Origin of the sequence: Burkholderia contaminans, assembly GCF_029633825.1 — a bacterium.
Taxonomy (GTDB): Bacteria; Pseudomonadota; Gammaproteobacteria; order Burkholderiales; family Burkholderiaceae; genus Burkholderia; species Burkholderia contaminans.
Map to the genome: position 1 here is coordinate 761,725 of NZ_CP090642.1, position 19,041 is coordinate 780,765.

A 19,041-nucleotide genomic window follows, 5' to 3' on the forward strand; every position below is an offset into this window, starting at 1 on the left:
TGTGCCGCCGCACCGATTAAGGCGACGCGGAAATCGAAAGCATGACTACCTTGAACGTCAGTACAGCCAATGAAAATGACATCATGAGCGAAGCGCAAACAGAGCGGACGAACGATCGGTCCAGGCGGATTCATCTTGGCGCGACGATCCACGGTCCCGGCGGACATTACGCCGGGTGGCGCCATCCCGACGCGGTAATCGATGCGAGCATCAATCCGGATTTCGCGAAGAACGTGGCCCGCCAGGCCGAGGCGGCAAAGTTCGACTTCGTGTTCGTCGCGGACGGGCTGCATATCAACGCGAAATCGATCCCGCACTTCCTGAATCGTTTCGAGCCGCTCACGCTGCTGTCGGCACTGTCGGCCGTCACCGAGCGGGTGGGGCTGGTGGGAACGCTGTCGACGTCGTACAGCGAGCCGTTCACGGTTGCCCGACAGTTCGCGAGCCTCGATCACCTGAGCCGCGGGCGAGCGGGCTGGAATGTCGTGACGTCGCCGCTTGAAGGCTCCGCACGGAATTTCTCACGCACCGAGCATCCGGAACATGATGAGCGTTACCGGATCGCCGACGAATATCTCGAGGTGACGAAGGGGCTCTGGGATTCATGGGAGGAAGACGCTTTCGTGCGCGACCGCGCGAGCGGGGTGTTCTTCGATCCGGCCAAGCTCCATACGCTCGATCACAAGGGCAAGTATTTCTCGGTCGAGGGGCCGCTGAACGTGGGGCGTACGCCCCAGGCTCGCCCGATCCTGTTTCAGGCCGGTGCGTCCGAAGCCGGCAAGCAGCTCGCGGCCACGCATGCGGACGCGGTTTTCACCCATCACGATACGCTCGCTCAAGCGCGCGAGTTCTATGCGGATCTCAAGCAGCAGGTGATCGAGCAGGGGCGTCAACCTGCCGATCTGAAGATTTTTCAGGGGATCGGCGTGATCGTCGGGCGGACAGCCGAGGACGCGGAGCAGCAATACCAGGAGAGCCTGAAACTGATCACGATCGGCAGCGCGCTCGACCATCTGGGGCGATTTTTCGAACATCACGATTTCGGCCAGTATGCGCTGGACGAGCCGTTTCCCGAGTTGGGCGAACTCGGCAGCAACAGTTTTCGCAGCGGGACTGACGAGATCAAGCGCAATGCGCGCGCGCGGGGACTGACGTTGCGCCAGGTCGCGCTCGAAGCCGCTGCGCCGCGGCCGCGTTTCATCGGTACGCCCGAGCATATTGCGGACGGCTTGCAGGAATGGTTCGACGCTGCCGCCGCGGACGGTTTCATCGTCGGCGGCGGTACGCCAAGAGCATTCACCGACTTCGTCGAGCAGGTGGTGCCGATCCTTCGGGAGAGAGGCCTGTTTCGTAGCGAGTACGAAGGCACGACCTTGCGTGACCATCTGGGCGTGCGCTATCCGAGTAATCGCTATTCTGCTGCATGATTCGGCACAAACGCGATTCGGGGCAGCCGGGCGACCAGTCGGCGAACCTGGCGTGTCGTCAACGCGAGCCGTTCGGGCGCACGCCATGGCTTGAGCTTGCCGTCGGCTACGTCCTGAATGGCCTTGAATCGGTCCAGCTCTCGCATCGTCATCGTGATCCGTTCCGTTGCAGCCATCGAAGCCTCCGGCGCCGGACACCCGGCGGCCGGTCAGTTTACGCGACCCGAAAGCGGACATTTCAATCTAGCGACCACAATTCATGTCATGCCCGGATTCAGATGTCATAGCGCCAGCTAAATACAGATGTCGCATGTTTCATCGGCTTTTCCGTCCTTCAGCGTTGAAGCGCCGAGCCTGAAGCAGCAGGGCGCTTACGTTCACCCGCGGGCCTTGGCCGCCGAAGTGCTCATCGATGTGCTTGAGAATGACTTGATCGACGCCAGGTTCAATCATGCCCGGTCACGCCACGCACACGAACGGCTTCGTTTCCGCGCAACACACGCGGTTTCGTCCTTCGCGCTTCGCGCGATAGAGTGCCATGTCGGCTAGATGTGCCAGCGCTTGTACGGACGCGGGGCGAGCACGATGACCGGTTGCGCAGCCGATACTGACGGTGAAGGCCGGAACGGTTTCCGCAAACCCGTCGAGCCGGTTGCGTTCGACTTCGCTGCGGATCGCCTCCGCGACCTTCACGGCGCCGCTTTCGCCCGTATCCGGCAACACCACGACGAACTCCTCGCCACCGTAGCGCGCGGCGAGATCGCATCGCCGCCGCGTATGCGTGCCGATACACGAGGCGAGAAAGCGTAGCGCCGTATCGCCCTGCGAGTGTCCGTGCCGGTCGTTGTACTGCTTGAAGTAGTCGGCGTCGATGAACAGTATCGACAGGCTGCCGTCGTTGCCACGCTGCAGCCGTTCCCATTCGTCCTCCAGCGCGATATCGAGCGCACGGCGGTTGCGCAGACCCGTCAGTGGATCGGTGTGCGTGAGGTCCGTGAGCAGAGTCTGTTTGCGAAGATTGTCCCGCAATGCGAACGCCAGCAGCCACACCACTGCGCAGAACACCGCGCTAATCACGGATGCCGACACGCCGACAGTCCACGACAGGCGCGTAATGCCCGCAAGCACGTCATGCTCGGCCGGTGCGACGACGGCGATCAGCTGCGTTCCCGGTACCCGCTGGTACGTATACAGTCGCTCGGTGCCGTCGATGCTCGAACGGGCGGCAAAGAAGCCTGCTTCGCTGCTTGCCATCCGCTCGAAGGATTTTGAGCGGCGAAAACTTGCGATCTGCTTATCGTTCGCAGGCGGGTTTCTCGCGAGGACCGTGCCGTCTATGCGCACAATTCCACTGACCCCGTTCGGCCCGACATCGAGGCCGGACAGGAGATGATCGAAATACGCGAGGTCGATGGCGACCACCGCGATTCCGTTGAACCTATGATCCGGCAGTTCGATGCGCCGTGATAGTGCAATGGATTCCTTTCCATTGCGAGATCGCGCGCGATACACATCGGACATATAAAGTCCGACGTTGTCAGAATCGCGATGGACTGTAAAGTAGTCGCGGTTGCCGAAGTTCCAACGATGGTTCGGCCCGCAACATCCATCGATCAACTGGCCGTGCCGGTCCGTCACGCCCATGCCGGTCATGTACGGTGCGATGGTACGCTTGAAGAGCAGATCATGGCGCAACGTCGGATCCATGCGTCGCACGGCGGGATTGCTGAAATTGGAGGCAAGTGCGATTAGTGTGCTGTTCGACGTGTCGACGGTCCGAGCGATTTCGCCGACCAGGACGGCGGCAATGTTGCGTGACGTCTCGTGCGCATGATCGATAACTTCGCTTTGCGACGCCCACAGCGTCGCCGCGCTGATGCCGAGCGCCGCGATTGATATCAGCGTTCCTAGTGCACCGATGACCAGATGGTTTCGTCCGGACCAGTCGGCGATTTTATCGATTGAAGCGAATGCAGGCATGCTTGCACTCTTTTAGGGAGACGGCTGTAGGTTTTTGATTGGAACCGCGATGACCTCGCCTTGATAGGGCGTCTCGGCGCACGGCACGATGGCACTGAGAAGTTGTAGCCTGTTCAGCTCGAAGGCGAGTCTTATCTGCTGCTCGCTCGTATCCGAGGCGCCCAGGAACTCACGGACGATCGCGTATGGCAACGAAAACGAACGATATCCCCAACCAAATCCATAAGCGGAAAAGCGCAGAGTGGCTGTATTGGGCAGAAGGACCAGGAGTGTGCTCCGGATCGGCTGCACGTTCATCGTTGTCACCTGTTCGCAAACCATGTGGGGAAATTGTTGTGTTCGGACAGCAACTCATCGCTTACGTCCGATTCGCTCCGGAACGGAGCGTACACCGTCGTCGGATGGCGGATTGCCACGGCCGCCCATGATTGCCGTCGCAGCAGTACCTTCATTGCGTTGCGGCCGGGCCGCCCATGCAGCCTGCTCGGGAAAGCCGGGGGCAGTTGAATAGGCGAGTGGTGTCCGGTTCGCTAGCGCGCGTCAACTGCGAGGCTCCCCGCATCGATCGCCACAGGCACTGGTCGTGGCGGCTAACTCGGCCGGCAGCGGGCGGCATCGGTTCAAGCCTCCCGATCGCTTGCTCGCGCTGAACCTGCAGGGCGGCGTCAGCGATCGAGAGAGCCACGAGGCTATCTCGCGCTTCGATGAGGTTGATCTCCGTCATCAAGGAACGGGTTTTATCGGTCACGTCGAGATTGGAGGCATTCGCACGGTTCAATCGTTCCGGCCGCGCCTCGGCATCGCCATGTATCCATGTCATGACGACACGTTCCACTCGGACATCGTCAGGCTTCGTCACCCGAACGAGGTTGCGGACGGCGATCGCACATCGAATTGCCGCTGCACAGACCTGTCCCATCAGCGCAGCGCGAGCGCCATGACTTGCAGGACTATCGTTGACGTCGCCTAGTGCGAGCACCGAAACCAATAGAACCAGCGCGACCACTATGCCGAAAGTCAATGCAAGTCGGGCTCGCATTGTCGTCTGTCTGAACCGCATGCCTGAGCATCCCCGTATCTGCCGTATTAATCTAAATCATATTGTTTGAAGCGTCGATCGCGGAGGTTGCGACAGGTCTCAGTGCCGACTGAACCCCAGCCGCAAAAACGCGTGCGCCGCATGGAGTTTCCAGATTTATCCGCGTGACGGTTGCAACGGAAGTCAGCCATCGGCTCTTTTCACTCGCGTGCAACTGCGCGCAATAACAGCAATAGGCATGCCACATGGAGAGTACGACCAGACAAGGCTCTCCCGGTATAACAGAACAAGAAGTGTCAACAAATAATGACACGTGTGTCAGAAAATCCGACACTAATCGATATTGAATTTCGCCTTTCGCATGGATAGCGACCGGCGAATGATCCGAAGATGCTTTGCGGCCTTTGCATGGTTGTCACCCACGGGTTTGAGCGCGCGCAGAATCATCACGCGTTCGACGAGTAGCAGCGTGCCGCCGAGGGCTTCCACGATGCGGCTGGTACTCGAGATCGGCGTGAGCGTGAATTTCCGGATTCGGTGGAGCAAACGTGTGCGGATGCGGTGGTGGATGTTGGAATTGAAGCGGTGCACATGGCATGCCGGATGCCACAAGCAGGTCATCTTCGGTCGGGATAATCTCGGTTGTCCTGTCGATCGTTTCGAACCGGAGCATGCAAATCACATCAGCTCGCCAAGCGACAAGCACCCGTCGAGATGCTTTCGCAACAGTTGCGATGCCATATCAAAAATATAAATTTATGTAAGGGTGCGAAATTTTGAGTGGCGGCATGGTAGTTTAAAAAATATATAAGTCGGGGAAATACAAACATGGCCAATTTGGAAGGAGCATCCAGTGCGATGCTTGCCGATCGTTCCGTCGGCGCTTCTGGAATCGAGAGCCGGAATGCGAGGCGGCTTCCGCTATTTGTGGTGTGGACTTTGCGGACACCGGCAATTGCGTGCCGTGTGTCCGTCCTTTATGGAAGGGAAGTTTTGCCGCGTGGGGTGTTGATCGAGAAGACGGGCGGCGACAAATATTTCTCGAACAAGCACGCCGTCGGAGCACTTCAAGTCACCGTCGTATCGGCTGCCGATGCAGAATCGGATTCAAGAGTCGCAATGCGCTCGCGGGCACGTCGTCCCACGGCATCCCCGTGCCTCGGCATCTGATGTGCGCGAACGACGTCTTCCTCGACGTGGCTGCTCCATGCACATGCCCCAGCGGGGCGCAGCGGTCCGGCGAGTATGCGTGGCTGCCCCTGGACTGTCGAATCCGTCCGCTGAATCTCATCCGGGCCCTACCGGCGCCCCAGGCGTCGGCATCGCTTCACGTCAGGAACGATCCGAATTGAATCACGATCAGAAAGCAGGCACGGCCCCCGCCGTGCTCGCGGCACGCGGTCGCCTGGCCGCGACCCTGTTCGGTGCGGTATTGGCACTTGCTTCGTTGCACGCAATGGCTGTCGACACCGGGTCACTTCCGTCCGCACCGGCCGTGCCACGTGCGAATGTCGCGTTCTTCAGCGGCGCGCAGCCGCCCGTCGGGTTGCTGCAAGCTTTCGATGCCGTTGTGCTCGATCCGTCTCGTGGCTTCGATCCGGCGACGCACCCGCTCGCGCATACCGTTTGGATCGCGCGGGTACCGCATGACGCGTCGGGCTCGGCCCTTGGGCCGTCTGCGTTTGTCTCGCAACGCATCGAGCCGCTGTGGGCGCGCGGCTATCGTGGCTTCCTGCTCGACACGCCGGAGGCGATCGCCTCGAGCGAGACGATTCATGCGACCTATCCTGACGCGCGGCTGATCGTCGGCGGCAACGATGCGCTGCGCGCGGCGCAACCGCATGCGAATGTGCTTTACGCGGTGCTCGGTTCGCCGCTGGTACGCGGTTTCATGGACGGTGACGACATGGGTTCGGTACGCGACGTCGCCGCCGCGGACCGCGCCGCAGGCGTCGACGCGGCACGGATTTTCATGCGCGAGACGCACGTGCCGGTGTTGTCGCTCGAGATCTGTGAGCGCGCCGACCGGGCATGTGCACGCGCGACGGCCGCGCAGGTCGTCGCGGCTGGCGTGACGCCGTACGTGACGGACGCCGGCCGTGACGTCGTCGGTATCGGTGCGATCGAAGTACTGCCGCGCAAGGTGCTGATCGTACAGAACCGCGATGCCGATACGCCCGTGGACGAAACGCGCGGCGTACGCGACCTCGCGATGCCGCTCAATTATCTCGGCTACGACGTCGAATACGCGGATCTCGACGCGCCGTTGCCGGCCGATATCACACCGGACCGTTACGCGGGCGTCGTCGCCTGGATCGAGGGCACGGAGCCCGCCGATCCCGCGAGATGGCGGCGCTGGATCGATGCACGCATCGCGGATCACGTGCCGGTCGCCTTCATGGGACAGTTCGGTTTCGACGCCGCGCAGGAAGAGGGCGCGGCACTCGATCTGCAGCCGGTGTCCGGCCCGTTCACGGCGCCGCTCAGCGTCGTGACACGCGATCCGATGATGCACTTCGAGATCGAACCGAGGCCGGATGCGCGCGATCTCGTCGGGATGCGCGTCGGATCGCGCAGCCGCGTGCTGTTGCGGCTCGCGGCGGCCGGCACGAACGTCGACGCGGCCGCGATCACGCCGTGGGGCGGCTATACGCTGAGTCCGTACACGGTCGTTTCGCTGAACGGCATCGGGCAGACGCGTTGGGCGATCCAGCCGATCGCGTTCGTGACCGACGCGCTGCGTCTCGTGCGGATGCCGTCGCCGAGCGTCACGACCGAGAACGGCCGGCGCCTGTTCATGACGCACGTCGACGGCGACGGCTATGCGTCGCGGGCGGAATTCCCCGGCGCCGATTATTCGGGAGACGCACTCTATCGACGTATCTTCACGCGCTACAAGGTGCCGATGACGTTATCGGTCATCGAAGGCGAAGTGGGGCCGACCGGACTGTATCCGCAACTGTCGCCGCGCCTCGAGGCGCTCGCGCGGCAGATGTTCGCGCTGCCATGGGTTCAGATCGGTTCGCACACGTACTCGCATCCGTTCCAGATGGCCGATCTCGATGCGACGACGGGCGCACGCGTCGACCACCGGAACAACGTCGAGCGCGGCAACGGCGGCGACACGGCGTTCTCGCTGGATATCCCGGGCTACACGTTCGATCTCGACCGCGAGATCGCCGGCTCGATCGCCTACATCGACTCGCGTCTCGCGCCGCCGGGCAAGCGGACCGAAGTGCTGCAATGGCCGGGCGACTGCGAGCCGCCCGCGATCGCCGTGCGCAAGGCCTATGCGGCCGGCGTGCAGAACATCAACGGCGGCGACACGATCATCCGCAAGTCGGTGAACAGCTGGACCCATATCGCGCCGCTCGGCGTCGACAAAGGGCCGGGTGCGTACCAGGTATACGCGCCGGATCAGGACGAGAACGTTTACACGAACAACTGGCAGGGACCGTTTTATGGTTTCACGCAGGTACTCGAAACCTACGACATGACGGAGCGTCCGTATCGCTTCAAACCGATCGACGTGTACTACCACATGTACAGCGGCACGAAGATCGCGTCGCTGCGCGCGCTGGACCAGATCTACTCGACTGTGCTGAAGCAGCCGGTGCTGCCCGTCTACATCACCGATTACACGCACAAGGTGCTGGACTGGCGCGGTTTCGTGGTCGCGCGTGAAATGGCCGGCGGCGCATGGGTCGTGCGCGGCAACGGCGACGTGCGCGAGTTGCACTGGCCGCGCAACGACGTGCCGGACCTGCGTGCATCGCAGGGCGTGACCGGTTATGCGCGTGGCCCCGACGGCCTCTATATCCATATTGCCGACGGCGCCGCACGTGTCGTGTTCGAGCGCGACACGGAGAACGGCTTGCGCGGCGGAGCGCAACCGCATGGCCCGGGCGGGACACCGTACATCGCGCAAGCGAACGGATTCGTCCGGAATTTTCACCGTACCGCCGACGGGATGTCGTTCGAGTTCGGCGGCTACTACCAGCCGTTCGTCGAACTCGCCGACGCGCAGCGGTGCCGTGTGCGCATCGCGGGCCGACCGATCGACGCACGGCGCGACGGAACGGTTCTCCGTTTCGAAGCGGCGGCCGACGTCCGTCAGCCGATGCGCTACCAGTCGGTCGAGATTGCGTGTGACCGGTAAGCGCCCGCGTATCGCGTCGCCGTGGCTCGTGCTGGTGCTGGCAGGCGTCGTGCTGCTGGCCGGCTATGCGGTTGCGCCGCATGGCGGGCTGCGTGAGCGGATGGCCGCGGTGGGCGGCCCGAGCGATCTGAGTGCGGCGTATCTCGAAGCGTGGCTGAAGGTGCGGCCGCGCGACGAAGCGCTACTGGCGATGCTCGGTGAGCAATATGTGTCGCTGGGCCGGCTCGCGGACGCGGAGCGGGTCGTTCAACGAATGGACGAGGCGGCTTCCCCGCCACTGCGGCAGGCCGCGATGAAGCTGCAGCTTGCGATCGCGCAGCAACGCACGAACGAGATGCGGGCCGACGATCCGCGCCGTTCCGCTGCGCTTGCCGCATTGCGCCGGCAGATCTCCGACGCGGTCGCGCTCGACTGGCCCGATCGCGATCTCGAATGGTTCGCGCAATCCGCGGCATCGGTCGGCGCACCCGCGCTCGCGCTGCGTTTCTATGCGCGCCTCGCGCGACGCGACACCGCGCATCGCGATACGTGGGACGGATACGTGTCGCGCTACGCGCTCCAGATCGGCGACTACAGGGAGGCGGCCGACAGCTGGTTCCGGCGTCAGCAGAACGCGACGACGCTCGGCGCGCAGCGACGCTGCTTCATCGCGGGCATTCGTGTGCTGCAGGCCGGCGATCTGACCGCCGATGCAATCGCGGTTGCGCAGCGCCAGAACGACGCGTTCATCGACGATCAGCCGACGCTCGTCGCATTGCTCGATCTCGCACGGGCGGCGCAGCGGCCGGATCTGATCGAGCGGTATGCGAAGGCGTTGGCGCGGCGTGCGGGGATCGGCGGAATTGCCTATCGGAGCAGGCGTGCGGGGCGCGTGCTCACGATGCCGGCGGTTCGCCGGTTGGGTTCGACGCTGCGGGCGTATGCGTATCTGGACGGTCCGATGGTCTGGGGCCGTGCACGTCGCGGTAGCGTCGCGTGGCAGCTCCCGGCAGGCCAGGACGGCCACGGCCCGTTCATCGACGCGGCCCGAGCGCAACGCATCGCACGGACGCAACCGCGGGCGCACATCGTGAAGGTCTCGCTGCAACGACGCGATGCAATGATGCGCTTCGTCGCCGTGACGCAGGTATCGAAGCACGCGGGAGCGGCGCAACTTCCATCGCCGCCCCCTGCCGACAGGTCCGACGTTGCTGATCTCCTCTATCAGTCGTTTCTGGAATCCGCCGATCCCGCCAATGCGCAGAAAGTCGCGCTTGCGCAGCTCGCCAAGGAACCGCATTCGGCGCTTTGGCGCGAGCGCTTGGCGCAGGTGGCCGAGTGGAACGGGGCGTCGCAGCTCGCGCTGAAGTCGTGGCTCGACTATGCGCGACAAACGGGCGACCCCGTCGGCTGGCGGAACGTTCGGCGCATCGCCCCGATGCTGGACGACGACGACGCCTATCTGGCCGCTTTGTTGCAGGCGGCACGGGCGACGCCCAACGATCTCGAGCTCGTCGATTCCATCACCGCAACGTATGAACGCCTCGGGCGGCCGGACGACGCGATTGCGTTCCTCGACCGCCTGCCGCACGGCCGCGAAGCGAACGCGCTCGACGAACGCGCCGGTGCGCTCGCGGAACGCGCCGGCCACGACGACGAGGCGCTCGCGATCTACCGTCGGCTGCAACGGCGCGAGCCGCGCAATCCGCGCTACGCGCTGCACACCGCCAATGTCCTGTACCGCGACGGCGACTACGCGGGTGCGCTCGATGCAATGACGAACGCGAGCCGTTACGCGCAGGACGGCGACGTGGCGTTCTGGCGCAACTACGGCGAACTTGCGCGCCTGCTGCAACGCGACGATGCGGCGCACGACGCGTATCGTCACCTGCTGGCGAGCGACGCGGCAACGCCCGACGATCTGGCCGACATGTCGTACTTCTACGATGCGTACCCGATCGACGCCGGCCGCATCTCGGCGCTGCACTACCGGCGCGACCATACCGTGCGCGCGCTGCAGCAGGCGGTTTACTACTACACCGCGGCCGGCGCGATGGAACGCATCGACACGTTGCTCGCGAGCCTCACGCCGCAGGAGCGCGAGGCAGCCGAGGCGTCGCCGGGTTTTCTCGGCGTCCGTGCCGAGTACGAGCGGCAAGCGGGCCGTCCGCTCGATGCGTTGCACGATCTGCGGCGTGCGGTCGATTTGCCGGGCGCATCGGCGGATCTGGATGCGGCGCTACTGTGGACGCTGGTCGATTACGGCACGAATGCCGAGTTACGCGCGGCGCTCGACCGCTGGCGCGACAAGGCTTCGGCTGACGCGCCGCTGTGGGGACCGTATGCCGCGGCCCAACTGCGCCTGAACCGGCCCGTCGATGCGCTCGAATATCTGCGTCGTCAGGCCGTGATGATGTCGCACGATCCGCTGTGGCTGCTCACGTATGCCGATGCGCAGGAAATGGCAGGACGTCCGGATCTCGCGTGGTCGATTCGTCGCAAGGTGTGGCTGCAGATCGGCGCATTCGGCCGGACGCAGGTGCGGCAGACGCCGCAGGAACGGGATGCACCGTCCTCGTCGTCGCGACGAACGACGCACGAGCGGCAAGCCGCGCAACCCATGCAGCGCGGTGTTCCGGCGCGTACATCGCAGGACATCGAGACGCGCCTGGAGCTGCGCAGCCGCGGCGTCGATCTGGCTGCGCAATATTCGAACGCCGACCACGCGGTCGCGCTGCTCGACGAACTCCTGAAGGACGGCTCGGCGGCGGCCGATTTCATCAGCGAACGCCGTACCTTGCTCGGCGATGCACGCGGTCTTTCGCCGCTTCAATCGTCGGCGCGGGGCCACACGAAATCGATGCAGGACATGCTGGAAAAAGACCGCCGTGCGTACGCCGCGGTCGCGCAGGAGGTGGCGATTACATGGGCGCTGTCGCACGAGGCGAATCCGCTTGCGAAGCGGTGGCTCGCGTTGCAGGCGGCGAACCTGTTCGCACGGCCGGCGTCCGCGCAATTGACCGTCGCGCTTGCCGACGGCGACATCGGAACGATGGAGCGTCTGCTCGATCAGGGCGTGCACCTGCCGCGCTACGACCGGATCGATGCGGCCCAAGCCGTCGACCGTCCGGCGCAAGCGCAAGCGCTCGCGTTCGACGGCCTCGATGGCGCGCCCGACGACAGTGAAATGCACCGGCGCTTCGTCGAAACCGCGCTCGAGCGGCCGCAGTCGCTCGACGCGAGCATGACGCGCTACGCGGAACGTCCGCTCGACTACAGCGAGCAGACGATCGCGGCAAGCCGCCGGATCGCCGGGCATTACCTGATCGGCATGACCGCCGCGCTGGACCTCCAGCGATCGACGGACGCGTCGCAACTGGTCGACGTGCCCTCGGCGGACCGCTCGCTGGTCGTCCATGCCGGGCGGCAGGCGCGTGACGACGCGTTCACGGTGAGTGCGGGCCGCCGCGAAGGACTCGACGCCTTCTATACGATCGGACTGGGCGCGGAATTCGGACGCAACGGACCGCTGCGGTTCGGCATACGTGCGGGCCGCGATCAGGTCGCCGATGAACTGCCGACGTTGCGGATCGGCGGGATGAAGGACAACCTGATCGCCGATGGAAGCTGGCAGGCGAACGAACGCGTGACGGTGTCCGGCCGTGTCGAGATGGACCGCTTCTACAGCCAGGCGCGCACCTATCTCGGTAGCGGCGTGCTGTCGACCGCGCAGGTGAGCTATCGAATTCGGACGGCGTACCCGGACTATACGATCCGCGTCGTCGGCACGCATGGCGATTATGGTGCGGGAGGGCGGGCGGACGCGCTGATTTCGTCGCTTCTGCCCGCCGCGAGCCGCTCGGCCTCCGCAGGAAACTTCGTGCCGGCCACGTACACGCAATACGGATTGTTCGCGGGATTCGGGGCCGATCTGCGCGAGCGGTACACGCATCGGTGGCGGCCGTTTCTCGAGGTCGGCGTCGTGCACGATTCGATCCAGGGCAACGGAGCTACCATCGATGCCGGCATCGCGGGTTCGGTGCTCGGCGGGGATCACGCGGCATTGTTCATCGAGCACCAGCGTGTATCACGCCTCGGCACACCTGTGACGGTGGTCGGCGCGCAGTACCGCTGGCTTTATTGATTCCGGTTTCCATCGTGGCGCGGCGCGAACGGAACGATGCGCACGATGATGCATACGACGAAGTGAGTAGGGAGTGGTTCGATGAATGAAATGAACGAAGCGGCTGTACGGTTCGGATGGTTGCGCTGCGCGAAGGCGGCCCGGCTCGTCCGCTGGGGCGCGGCGATCGCGCTGTCGACGGCGGTGCTCGCCGGCTGCGGCTCGATGCGACAGACCGCGGCGCCGACGCTCGCGGCCAGCGATGCGGTGGCGATCGGGCCGATTGCGAACTTCACCGAAACGCCCGCGGCGGGCGGGAGCGCCGCGGCGCTCGCGGCGACCGTATTGCGCGCGAACGGGCTGGCCGACGTGCGTCTCGCGCCGGCCGACGCCGATGGCAACGCGATGTTCGACACCGCGCAGCGCGACACGGGCGAGCGTCGGCTCGCGTGGGCGCGCGAGCATCGCGTGAAGTACGTGCTGGCCGGCGCCGTCGAGGAGTGGCGCTACAAGGTGGGGGTCGACGGCGAGCCGGTCGCGGGCCTGACCTTCGAACTCGTCGACGTCGAGTCGGGCCGGGTCGTCTGGAGCGCGGCGGGCACGCGCAGCGGCTGGAGCCGTTCAAGTCTGTCCGGCGTCGCGAATGCGCTGGTCGGCCGCCTGCTCGCGCCGTTGCGGCCGCACTCGTGATGCGCGCCCGACACGACCGCACCGGGGGACGACCATGAGCGCCGCGAACGCTACCGGCAACCGTCACGGCGGAAAGGGCCCGGCGCCGGCGTCGCTCCGGTCGCGCCAGACGAATCCGTTCGGTCATCTGGGCGCGGTACGCCGTCTCGTCGCGCCTGCCGCTGCACGGCCGATATCGGTCGTGGAAACGATCGTGTTCATGCTGATCGTGCTTGCGCTTGCATGGCACTTCGACCGGAGCGATCCGCTGCTGCTGCGTGCGGATTTTCCGTGGCTGTGGTTCGGCCCGTTCATCGTCGCGCTGCGTTACGGGACGCTGCTCGGACTGCTCGCGAACGCGCTGATGATCGGTGCATGGCAATGCGTCGCCCACCTGCATCCCGCCGCGGCCGGCGAAGCGTGGCCGCTGCAGCGCTTCGCCGGCGGGTTGCTGCAGACGATCGTCGTCGGCCATTTCGGCGACACGTGGGGCGCTCGCGCCAATCGGGCGAACGCGCTCAACGACTATCTGAACGACCGGCTCGTCGCGATCACGAAGAGCCACTACCTGATGCGCCTGTCGCACGAGCGGCTGGAAAAGGATCTGCTGTCGAAGCCGACCACGCTGCGGGATTCGATCACCGAATTGCGCCGCCTGTCGCTCGCGCACGGATTCGATGCGCCGCCGCAGGGCGCGGCGAGCAAGGTGCGGCTACCCGGTGCGCACGCGCTGCTCGAATTCGTCGCACAGGCATGTCAGATCGAGGTGGCGGCGCTGTATCCGGTCGAAGGTGCGACGAACTCGCCCAGAATCGTGTGCGAACCGGTTGCGCGGCTCGGCGATGCATTCGATTTCGATCCGCGCGACGGCCTCGTGGCCCGAGCGCTCGAGACGAAATGCGTCGCCCATCCGAAAAGCAGCAGCGACGTGGCGCCGAATACGGCACTGCTGGTCGCCGCGCCGGTCGTGTGCGCCGACGGCCGCTTGATCGCGTTGCTCGCGATCAAGCGCATGCCGTTTCTGTCGCTGAACTTCGACAATCTGCAACTGCTGCTGGTGCTGCTCGGCTATTACGCGGACGGCGTCGAGCATGCGGCGTGCGTGCGCGACGTGGTGGCGGCAGTACCGGCATGCCCGTACGAATTCGCGCTCGACATCGCGCGTCTGACGCGCCTGCAGCGCGAGTCGGGGATCGCGTCGTCGCTGGTTGCGCTCGTGTTCCAGCACGACGAGGCGGACGATTCGCTGTTCGAGCATGTGGTGCGCGGGCGCCGTTCGCTCGATCTCATATGGCCGCTGAGGACGCCGACGCAATCGGTGCTCGTGAACCTGATGCCGGCAACCGATACGGCCGGCGTCGACGGCTATCTCGCACGCATCGAGGCGAGCCTCGATGCGCAGTTCGGTCTCGATCTCGAAGGCGCGCGGATCGGCGTGCATACGCTGCATCTGGGCAGCCTCGAACCGGGGCCGGCATTGCAGCGCCTGCTGAAGGGAAGCGGCGTTCATGTGTAGGCTGCGATCCGGTTCGTGGGCGCCCAGTCCGGGGCGCCACGCGTTACGGGTGCCGCCGGCGTCGATGCTGGCCGCACTCGCGTCGTCCGTCGGCATTGCGATCGTCGCGGCGCTGCAGTATGCCGTGCTCGCGCGGTTCGGCGGGTTCGCCCAGGCGGGGGCGGCGATGCCCGTTCCCGCACCGCCGGTTGACCCCCTGTGGCCCGTGTTCGGCGCGATGGTGGCAGGCGGCGCGGCGCAGGCGGTGCTGTACCGGCAGTTGCTGCCGCAACGTTACCGAACGCCGCGCAACGGGACGCTCGCGGCGCTCTGGCTCGCATGCACGTTCGTGCCCGTCGGCGGCGGCCTTGTCGTGCTGGCGAGTGGTGTGTGGGCGGCTTGCTGGCCCGCGAAGCAGGACGACGACGCATACGCCGACGTGCCTTTGCCCGAATTCGTCACCTATCTCGTGTCGCGCGTCTCGCACGGCGGCGGTGCGCGTCTGCAGGCGCGTCTCGTGAATACGCGGGTGGCCGCGTCGGATCGTCTTTCCGCGCTGGTGGCGATCCAGAGCATGCCGACGCGCACGACCGGCACGCTGCTGCGCGATCTGCTCGCCGATCCTCTCGAAGACGTGCGGCTCATTGCATACGGCACGCTCGACCGCGCCGAGAACGAGATCGCGCAGAACATCTTCCGCGCGCAGCAGACGCTCGACGCCGCCCACGACGACGCAACGCGCCAGGCGACCCATCGCCGGCTTGCCGAGCTGTACTTCGAGCTGGTCTATCAGAATCTCGTGCTCGGCGCGGTGCACGGGCACACGCGCGAACAGGCCGACCGCCACGCGCAGGCCGCGCTCGCGATCGACGAAGGCGACGCGGCGATGTGGCTCGTTCGCGGCCGCCTCGCACTCGCGACCGGCGACGCGGATGCAGCAGTGCAATACATGAGCCGCGCGCTCGAATGGGGCTTTCCGCGCGAGCGTCTCGTGCCGTGGCTTGCGGAGGCCGCGTTCCTGCGCGGCGAGTATTCGCGTGCGGCCGAGCTGCTCGCGTCGCTCGGCAACGCGGCCGCGCTGCCCGTTCTCAATCCCGTCGTTCGCTACTGGTCGTCATGAATCCGTCCATTCACCGCCGTGCCGGTCCGTCGACCGCGATCGACGTCTGCCTGCTGCTCGAAGGCACGTTCCCGTATGTGCGAGGCGGCGTATCGAGTTGGGTCAACGAGATGATCCGTGCATATCCGCACAAGCGTTTCGCGATCGTGTTCATCGGCAGCCGGGAAGACGACTATCATGGCGCCGCATACGCGTTGCCCGACAACGTCGTTCACTTCGAATCCCATTATCTGTATGGCGACGTGCCTGCCGATACGGGCGGCGCACGGCAGATTCCCGGCGACCCCGAAGCGTTCAAGCGTTCGGCTGCGCTGCACGATGCGTGGCGAGGGCTGAGCGCGGACGGCGTCGCGGCGAACCCGGCTGCACTGATGGCCGACCTGGTCCAACTGATCGGCGATGACGGACCGCTGAACGAGCAGCAGTTTTCCACCAGCCGCGCGGCGTGGGACTTCATCGTCGAGCGTTATCACCGCTACTGCACCGACCCTTCCTTCACCGACTACTTCTGGACGGTTCGGATCATGCACAAGCCGCTGTGGCAGCTTGCGCGGATCGCACGCGGGCTGCCGCCGGCGCGGGTCTATCACACCGTGTCGACGGGTTATGCGGGCTTTCTCGGTGCGCTGTTGCATTACCGAACGGGCCGACCGCTGCTCGTTTCCGAGCACGGCATCTATACCAAGGAACGCAAGATCGATCTGCTGCAGAGCGAGTGGATCCGCGACAACCGGGGCGCGTTCGAGCGGGACGTATCGACGATCAGCTATTTCCGCGCGCTGTGGGTGCGTTTCTTTGAAGCGCTCGGCAAGCTCGCATACGACGCGGCCGACGAGATCGTCGCGCTCTATGAGGCCAATCGACACCGTCAGATCGCTGACGGGGCCGATGCCGCCCGGACCCGCAACATTCCGAACGGCGTCGACGTGGACGGCTTCGCACCGCTGCTGGACAAGCGGGACGGCGGCCCGCGCCGCATCGTCGCGCTGATCGGCCGTGTGGTGCCGATCAAGGACATCAAGACGTTCGTCCGCGCGATGTTCATCGCATCGCGGACGATGCCGGAAATCGAAGGCTGGATCGTCGGGCCGGAAGAAGAGGATCCCGCGTATGCGCTGGAATGCCGGGCGCTCGCGCAGAGCCTCGGGCTCGCGACGACGGTGCGCTTTCTCGGCTTTCAGCGGATTCACGACATTTTGCCGAAAGTCGACGTGCTCGCGCTGACGTCGATCAGCGAGGCGCTCCCGCTCGTCGTGCTCGAAGGCTTCGCGGCCGGCGTGCCGTCGATTACGACGGACGTCGGGTCGTGCCGGCAACTGATCGAAGGGCTCGGAGAGGACGACCGCGCGTTCGGGGCCGCCGGTGCGGTCGTGCCGATCGCGAATCCTGCCGCGTTCGCGCAGGCGTCGCTCGACCTGCTCGGCGACGCGCAGCGCTGGCAGGCCGCGCAGCAAGCCGGCCTCTCCCGGGTCCGACGCTTCTACACGCGCGCACAGATGATCGACCGGTATCGGGCGTTGTACGATGCGCTCGCGATCGCCCCCGACGGGATGCGTCGCGGGCGTCCGTTCGAAGCCGGTTGCCCGGTGCATCAAGCGGGTGCGGGCGTGGCTGCATCCGGCTCGCGCAACGAGGGCCGCTGATGGCAGGCATTGGCTTCGAGTTGCGCAAGATCCTGCGGCAGCAGACGCTCTTCGGCGTCGCACGCGCGTACGCGTATGCGGGGCTGATCAGTTCCGGTCCGCTGATTCTTTCTATATTCGGAATTCTGATCATCGGCGTGATGAGCGTCGCGTTCGTGATACCGAAATATGCGATCGTCCAGTTTCAGGTGTCGGTGACTTACCTGATCGCGTGCAGCCTGATTTTGACCGGGCCGCTGCAATTGTCGTTCACGCGCTTCATCTCCGACCGGCTGTTCGAGAAGCGCGACGATCTCGTGCTGTCGAACTATAACGGTGTGGCGCTGATTGCCACGGTGGCGTCGGGATGCGTCGGCTTCATCGCGGTGGGGGCGGGTTTTCGCGGCGAGCCGCTGCTGTATCGGCTGCTGATGGTCGCGGGATTCGTCATCGTCAGCAATATCTGGATCGCGGTGATATTTTTGTCCAGCGTGAAGCAGTATCGACAGATTCTTGCGGTATTCCTGGTCGGATACGGCTGCACGGTCGCGTTCGCGCTGATGCTGAACCGGCAGGGCATCTGCGGCCTGCTCGGCGGTTTCGTCGCCGGGCATCTCGTCCTGCTTACCGGGCTTTCGGGGTTGATCTACCGAAACTACCGCAGCGATCGCTTCGTCTCGTTCGACATGCTCGACCGGCGCTTCGCGTATCCGACGCTGGCGCTCGTCGGACTGCTGTTCAATCTCGGCGTATGGCTCGACAAGTTCATGTTCTGGTATGCGCGGGGCACGGGCGCGCAGGTGATCGGGCCGTTGCATGCATCGGTGATCTACGACATTCCCGTGTTCATCGCGTACGTTTGCGTGATGCCCGGGATGGCGACGTTTCTGGTGCGCATCGAGGCGGACTTCGTCGAGTATTACGATGCGTTTTACGAAGCCGTGCGCAGCGGTGCGACGCTGCGGCACATCAACGACATGCGCGACATGATGGTCGGCAGCGTGCGCGCCGGGCTGTATGAAATCATCAAGGTGCAGGCTGCCGTGCTGGTGCTGATCGTCGCATTCGGTCACTGGCTGCTGGCGGCCCTGCATATCTCGACGCTGTACCTTCCGCTTCTGCTCGTCGACGTGATCGCCGCGAGTCTGCAGGTGCTGCTGTTGGGTTTGCTGAACGTATTCTTCTATCTCGACGCGCGCCGGCTGGTCATGGCGCTGTCGGCGGCCTTCGTCGCGCTCAACGGCGTGCTGACCGGTATCACGCTATGGATGACGCCGGATGCATACGGCTACGGCTTTGCTCTTGCACTGCTCATTCTCGACGTCGCGGCGGTGCTGCTGCTCGACCGCAAGTTCGGCCGCCTCGAATACGAAACCTATATGTTGCGTCATTGAGGGGATATGTTTTCACTCCGCATTCGTCCGTCGC

12 protein-coding genes and 1 pseudogene are annotated in these 19,041 nt (G+C 64.8%); 8 read left to right on the forward strand and 5 right to left on the reverse strand.

The genetic code is table 11. The features are described 5' to 3' along the window. Positions 1–83 precede the first annotated feature (83 nt). Positions 84–1,427 (forward strand): LLM class flavin-dependent oxidoreductase, encoded by a 1,344-nt coding sequence (locus LXE91_RS35565; RefSeq protein WP_046197102.1) that lies wholly within the window; start codon positions 84–86, stop codon positions 1,425–1,427. A gap of 23 nt (positions 1,428–1,450) precedes the next feature. On the opposite strand, the pseudogene LXE91_RS35570 reads toward LXE91_RS35565, so the two are convergent. From LXE91_RS35570 to LXE91_RS35590, 5 genes and pseudogenes are all read right to left on the reverse strand, one after another. Then, a pseudogene (locus LXE91_RS35570) lies at positions 1,451–1,603 on the reverse strand (ISNCY family transposase); the annotation flags it as partial. 283 nt (positions 1,604–1,886) lie between these two features. Further along, complete coding sequence (locus tag LXE91_RS35575; RefSeq protein WP_039371782.1) at positions 1,887–3,407, reverse strand: sensor domain-containing diguanylate cyclase; 1,521 nt, start codon at positions 3,405–3,407, stop codon at positions 1,887–1,889. A 12-nt stretch (positions 3,408–3,419) separates the two neighbouring features. Further along, entirely contained in the window at positions 3,420–3,704 is a 285-nt protein-coding gene (locus LXE91_RS35580; RefSeq protein WP_046197110.1) for a hypothetical protein, read from the reverse strand. Positions 3,705–3,855: 151 nt separating this feature from the next. Next, complete coding sequence (locus tag LXE91_RS35585; RefSeq protein ID WP_135370813.1) at positions 3,856–4,467, reverse strand: hypothetical protein; 612 nt, start codon at positions 4,465–4,467, stop codon at positions 3,856–3,858. A 312-nt stretch (positions 4,468–4,779) separates the two neighbouring features. After that, entirely contained in the window at positions 4,780–5,067 is a 288-nt protein-coding gene (locus LXE91_RS35590) for a hypothetical protein (RefSeq protein WP_046197101.1), read from the reverse strand. Positions 5,068–5,902: 835 nt separating this feature from the next. Here LXE91_RS35590 and LXE91_RS35595 point away from each other — a divergent pair. The 7 genes from LXE91_RS35595 to pelG all read left to right on the forward strand — a co-directional run bounded on the left by LXE91_RS35595 (position 5,903) and on the right by pelG (position 19,007). Then, complete coding sequence (locus LXE91_RS35595) at positions 5,903–8,605, forward strand: bifunctional glycoside hydrolase/polysaccharide deacetylase family protein (protein WP_223274281.1); 2,703 nt, start codon at positions 5,903–5,905, stop codon at positions 8,603–8,605. Beyond that, positions 8,595–12,728, forward strand: coding sequence for a tetratricopeptide repeat protein (locus LXE91_RS35600; RefSeq protein WP_046197100.1), 4,134 nt, complete (start codon positions 8,595–8,597; stop codon positions 12,726–12,728). The genes LXE91_RS35595 and LXE91_RS35600 overlap by 11 nt, the downstream gene beginning before the upstream one ends. A gap of 81 nt (positions 12,729–12,809) precedes the next feature. Then, positions 12,810–13,397 carry a hypothetical protein gene (locus tag LXE91_RS35605; protein ID WP_052760061.1) on the forward strand — a complete coding sequence of 196 codons (588 nt, stop codon included), beginning with the start codon at positions 12,810–12,812 and terminating at the stop codon, positions 13,395–13,397. A 34-nt stretch (positions 13,398–13,431) separates the two neighbouring features. Continuing rightward, positions 13,432–14,892 (forward strand): PelD GGDEF domain-containing protein, encoded by a 1,461-nt coding sequence (locus LXE91_RS35610; protein WP_046197098.1) that lies wholly within the window; start codon positions 13,432–13,434, stop codon positions 14,890–14,892. A 64-nt stretch (positions 14,893–14,956) separates the two neighbouring features. Further along, positions 14,957–15,991, forward strand: a complete 1,035-nt coding sequence (locus tag LXE91_RS35615) for a tetratricopeptide repeat protein (protein ID WP_052760081.1) — start codon at positions 14,957–14,959, stop codon at positions 15,989–15,991. Further along, positions 15,988–17,634: a GT4 family glycosyltransferase PelF gene (pelF, locus tag LXE91_RS35620; RefSeq protein WP_039371766.1), complete on the forward strand. Its 1,647-nt coding sequence runs from the start codon at positions 15,988–15,990 to the stop codon at positions 17,632–17,634. Before LXE91_RS35615 ends, pelF begins: the two co-directional genes overlap by 4 nt. Further along, positions 17,634–19,007 carry an exopolysaccharide Pel transporter PelG gene (gene pelG / locus LXE91_RS35625; RefSeq protein ID WP_039371764.1) on the forward strand — a complete coding sequence of 458 codons (1,374 nt, stop codon included), beginning with the start codon at positions 17,634–17,636 and terminating at the stop codon, positions 19,005–19,007. Before pelF ends, pelG begins: the two co-directional genes overlap by 1 nt. Positions 19,008–19,041: the final 34 nt, after the last annotated feature.